This is a genomic window from Streptomyces sp. NPDC006691 (assembly GCF_042869955.1).
Lineage (GTDB): Bacteria > Actinomycetota > Actinomycetes > Streptomycetales > Streptomycetaceae > Streptomyces.
In genome coordinates this window covers 1-3,601 of the sequence record NZ_JBIAGW010000051.1, presented here as the reverse complement: position 1 = coordinate 3,601, position 3,601 = coordinate 1, and the positions used below count along the sequence as shown (strand labels likewise).

General features: G+C 66.3%; 4 protein-coding genes and 1 pseudogene. 3 read left to right on the top strand and 2 right to left on the bottom strand.

Going from position 1 to position 3,601, the window contains the following annotated elements:
• The first annotated feature begins 307 nt into the window (after positions 1-307).
• Positions 308-1,150, top strand: a complete 843-nt coding sequence (locus ACFYNP_RS38335) for an IS5 family transposase (RefSeq protein WP_388792088.1) — start codon at positions 308-310, stop codon at positions 1,148-1,150.
• Between the two features lie 670 nt (positions 1,151-1,820).
• On the opposite strand, the gene ACFYNP_RS38330 is transcribed toward ACFYNP_RS38335, so the two are convergent.
• The gene (locus tag ACFYNP_RS38330) at positions 1,821-2,177 is read right to left on the bottom strand and encodes a hypothetical protein (RefSeq protein ID WP_388792086.1); all 357 of its coding nucleotides are present in this window, start codon (positions 2,175-2,177) and stop codon (positions 1,821-1,823) included.
• Between ACFYNP_RS38330 and ACFYNP_RS38325 the strand changes: the two genes are divergently transcribed.
• Both ACFYNP_RS38325 and ACFYNP_RS38320 read left to right on the top strand, forming a co-directional pair.
• Positions 2,166-2,741, top strand: coding sequence for a DDE-type integrase/transposase/recombinase (locus ACFYNP_RS38325; RefSeq protein ID WP_388792084.1), 576 nt, complete (start codon positions 2,166-2,168; stop codon positions 2,739-2,741). The genes ACFYNP_RS38330 and ACFYNP_RS38325 overlap by 12 nt on opposite strands.
• A gap of 198 nt (positions 2,742-2,939) precedes the next feature.
• Positions 2,940-3,281 carry an MmcQ/YjbR family DNA-binding protein gene (locus ACFYNP_RS38320; protein WP_388418615.1) on the top strand — a complete coding sequence of 114 codons (342 nt, stop codon included), beginning with the start codon at positions 2,940-2,942 and terminating at the stop codon, positions 3,279-3,281.
• A gap of 21 nt (positions 3,282-3,302) precedes the next feature.
• On the opposite strand, the pseudogene ACFYNP_RS38315 reads toward ACFYNP_RS38320, so the two are convergent.
• Positions 3,303-3,601: pseudogene (locus ACFYNP_RS38315) on the bottom strand (alpha/beta hydrolase); the annotation flags it as partial.

Here is a 3,601-nt window from a genome sequence, read left to right as displayed (position 1 = left end):
GGAACGACGCGACGACATCCACGAAGCCTTCCTCGGCCTCGCCACCTGCCTCATCACCCACCGCCACGTCCAACGCCTTTGTTAGGGCCTCTTAAAGAGCGTTTGACCTGCTATAGGTGTTTCATTGCGATTCAGTGGCGGGTGGAATCGGATCGACTGAGGCGCGAATGCCTGTTGTGGCGGGTGGGGCGGGTGACGGCTTGCAAAGGCCCGTTTCGGTTCCTTCGCTCCTGTCTGATCCCAACACGCCCCCGGTCGCACCTGTTTGGGCCCTCCACGGGACGGTGGGCATCGGTGCTACAGAAACATGCCTCACAGACCGCGACCGTATCCGAGCGACCTGTCCGATGCCCGCTGGGGACTACTGGAACCAACTCTGACAGCCTGGCGGGCCGAACGAAGAGGGAAGGGCCTGGACATCGGCCGGCCGCCCGAACACGACCTGCGCCGGATCATGGACGGCATCCTCTACGTCGACCGCACCGGCATCCCGTGGAGGTATCTGCCGAACGACTTCGCGCCGCGGGAAACCGTCTACGAATACTTCGCAGCCTGGCAGAAGGACAGTGTGATTGACCAGCTCAACGGCCTGCTGCGCCGACTTGTTCGGGAGGCCGCAGGCCGGGACGTCGAACCGAGCGCATGCGTCTTGGACGCCCAGAGCATCAAGTCATCGGCCAACGTCCCGGCCGCCGGCCAGGGCCTCGACGCGGGCAAGAAGACCGCGGGTCGCAAGCGCCATATCGGCGTCTACACCGCCGGCCCGCTCCTGGCCGTACTGGTCACCGCCGCCAGCGTCTCCGACAACGTCGGCGGTATCCACCTGCTCTCGGGCATCGCCGAGAGCCACCCCCGCGTCGCGAAAGCGTGGGCCGACAGCGACTACCGCACCAAGGCAATCGATCACGGTGCCACCCTCGGCGTCGACGTCGACGTCACCCGCGGTGATCCCGCCCAGAAGGACTTCAGGGTGATTCCGCGACGCTGGGTCGTCGAGCGAACCTTCGGCTGGCCCATGCACCACCGCCGCCTCGCCCGCGACTACGAGAGCCACCCCCACCGCTCCGAAGACATGATCAAGGTCGCGATGGTCGACCTCATGAGCCGACGGCTCGCCCGTGAATCCACCCCGAACTGGCGCGATTCTTGATCGAGTCAGGAGTCAGAACCCTGAACAGGGCAATGCCAGTCGGCCGAGTCGACCAAGTTCCCATCCATGTTGCTGAGGTGGAAGCAGTCGCCGTTGACCCACACCGTGACCGATTCGCGCCGATGGTCGACCTGGAACGGTTCATTCCGGCGCAGAGTCCCGGACCACGATCCATCTGCTGCAGACGAGTGGGTGACAACCGCCCACGTCTGCTTCGGCGGAATCTGCCGCGTTTCCGCCCAGGGCTCCACGGTCAGCTCAAGCGCAGCCTCACCACCGTTGCTGAGCAGGAGCCGCGCTATCCCCCTGGTGGCCATTCCCCGCACCCTTTCTGCCTCCACGGACAATCCCGCCTTCAGCCGCAGGCCCTACGGGCCCGCGATCACCTGGCCCAGGCTACTTCGTCGACCGAGTTATCAAACAGACCTGCTCGGACCAAGCGCCCTTGAAGGACCGATGTCGCTGTACTGACAGTTGCGAACTGAACACACCCGCGAGCGTTTTCGCCCCGGCTGCCAGCCCGTACCGGATGCGGGCGCCACAGGCCCGCCGAGGCTCCGCCGCCGCTTCATGGCTCCTAGAGTGACAGCGGCCAGTTGGAATTCCCCGTGTGCAGCCAGTTAGCGGGGAGGTATCTGGCCGTGGAGGGTTACTGGGTGTGAAGAGCCGCCTATGCGGTCCGGGTGAGGTCCATGATCCAGTTGGTGCGCCAGGTGGTTCCGCCGTCGTAGGAGAAAGCCTGGTCCCAGCGCGGGGCGTCCGGGTTGTGGGTGGTCCACTGGAAGCGGACCTTGACCTCGTGCCCGCCGAGCACGTCGTCGCAGAAGAACTGGCCGAGACCGTCAGTGAAGGAGCCCTCCACATACGGGGCCAGATGTCCTGGCCGACTGCTGGAGGCCCACCAGATCCGCCACACCTTGACCTCGGGGTCGAACTGCCGCAGCGTGAACCCTTCGATGGATATCTGGCCACGGTCATCGACGACGTGTACTCCCGTCGCCTGCTGGGCTGGTCGATGGCCGATCACATGCGCACCGAACTCGTCACCGACGCCCTCGAATCGGCCGTCCGCACCCGCAGCGGCCGGGTGGACGGCGTCATATTCCACAGCGATCACGGCGCCCAGTACGGCGCGAACGCGTTCGCTGAGACCTGTCACAGACCCGGGATCCGCCGGTCCATGGGAGCAGTCGGCACCTCGGCGTACAACGCCGCCGCAGAATCGTTCTACGCCTCACTCAAGCGGGAGATCCTGCCCGGCACCGGCACGGTTGGCCAACCGCACGAGCCGCCCGTCTCACGGACTTCCGCCGGCTCGGCTTCCACAACCACCAGCGCAGGCACTCCACGATCGGCCACCTCGCCCCGGTCGCCTACGAAGAGAGATCAACTACGCCGGCCATCGCTGCATGACAACCGGTGTGTCCACGATCGAGGTGGCAGTCCCCTCGATGTCACCACCCCGAGCACACACCAGCGCCTGTGCGTCGCCGAACTCGCCGAGCAGGACCGGCGGATCGTCCGCTCAGGCGTCGCGAACAGCACCATCCGCGCGGACGAGCGGCTGCGCGACGTCCTGACCGCCATCTGATCCAGCAGAGGAGGAAACGAAGAGGTCGGACGAGCCAGGGGTTCGAAGTCCCGTCACGTCACGACCAACGTGCTCTCATTTGCCGTAATAGGTTCCCCCCTGGCACGAGCAGCCCCACCCCCTGTCCGTGTCGGACGTCGGGGGTTCATTACCGTGGTCGGCGTGACGCACTCACCCACTGCCCAGGATGTCCGGCGCATGGCGCTCTCCCTTCCCGAGACCGTAGAGAAGGAAGCGTGGAGCATGCCAACCTTCCGGGTGGCCGGGAGGATGTTCATCACCATGCCCGACGAGCAGACCTCGTTCGCCGTACGCTGTCCCCGCCACGAGCGGGCCGAACTGATCGCGGCTGAACCGGAGAAGTTCTGGGTGCCCGCACACGAAGCGGCATCGTCCTGGGTGAGAGTACGGCTGGCCGCGCTGGAGGGGCAGGGCGAGCTGCGCGACATCCTGGAGGACTCCTGGCGCCAGGCGGCCACCGACCGACTGCTCGAAGCCCACCCGGACATCGGACCCGGCCGGCATTCTGCTTCCGCCTGACACTCCCCCTGCGTTCGCCGCTTATAGCAGCAGAGTTGTGGCGAGTTCACGGGGCCGGGCGGCGAAGGGGCTGTGGCTGCCGGGGAGGGTGCGGACGGTGAAGGGGTGGGCGGGCATGGCCCGGTCGGCTTCCGTGATCATGAGATCCTGCACGGCCGTCGGCAGTGCCCGGTCGTCGGCGCAGCGCAGGAAGGTCCGTGGAACTCGGCCCCAGCGTTGCGGAGTCACGATGACCGGGGTGGTGGGGATCGCCAGCGGCAGATCGGGGCTCAGCGCGGAGCGCCAGCGGTCGAAGCGGTCCAGGGGGGTGTCGTGATAGT

Excerpts from the sequence above, each read along its gene's own strand:
- ACFYNP_RS38335 (WP_388792088.1), top strand. The coding sequence starts at position 308 with ATGCCTCACAGACCGCGACCGTATCCGAGCGACCTGTCCGATGCCCGC.
- ACFYNP_RS38325 (WP_388792084.1), top strand. The coding sequence starts at position 2,166 with ATGGCCGATCACATGCGCACCGAACTCGTCACCGACGCCCTCGAATCG.
- ACFYNP_RS38320 (WP_388418615.1), top strand. The coding sequence starts at position 2,940 with ATGGCGCTCTCCCTTCCCGAGACCGTAGAGAAGGAAGCGTGGAGCATG.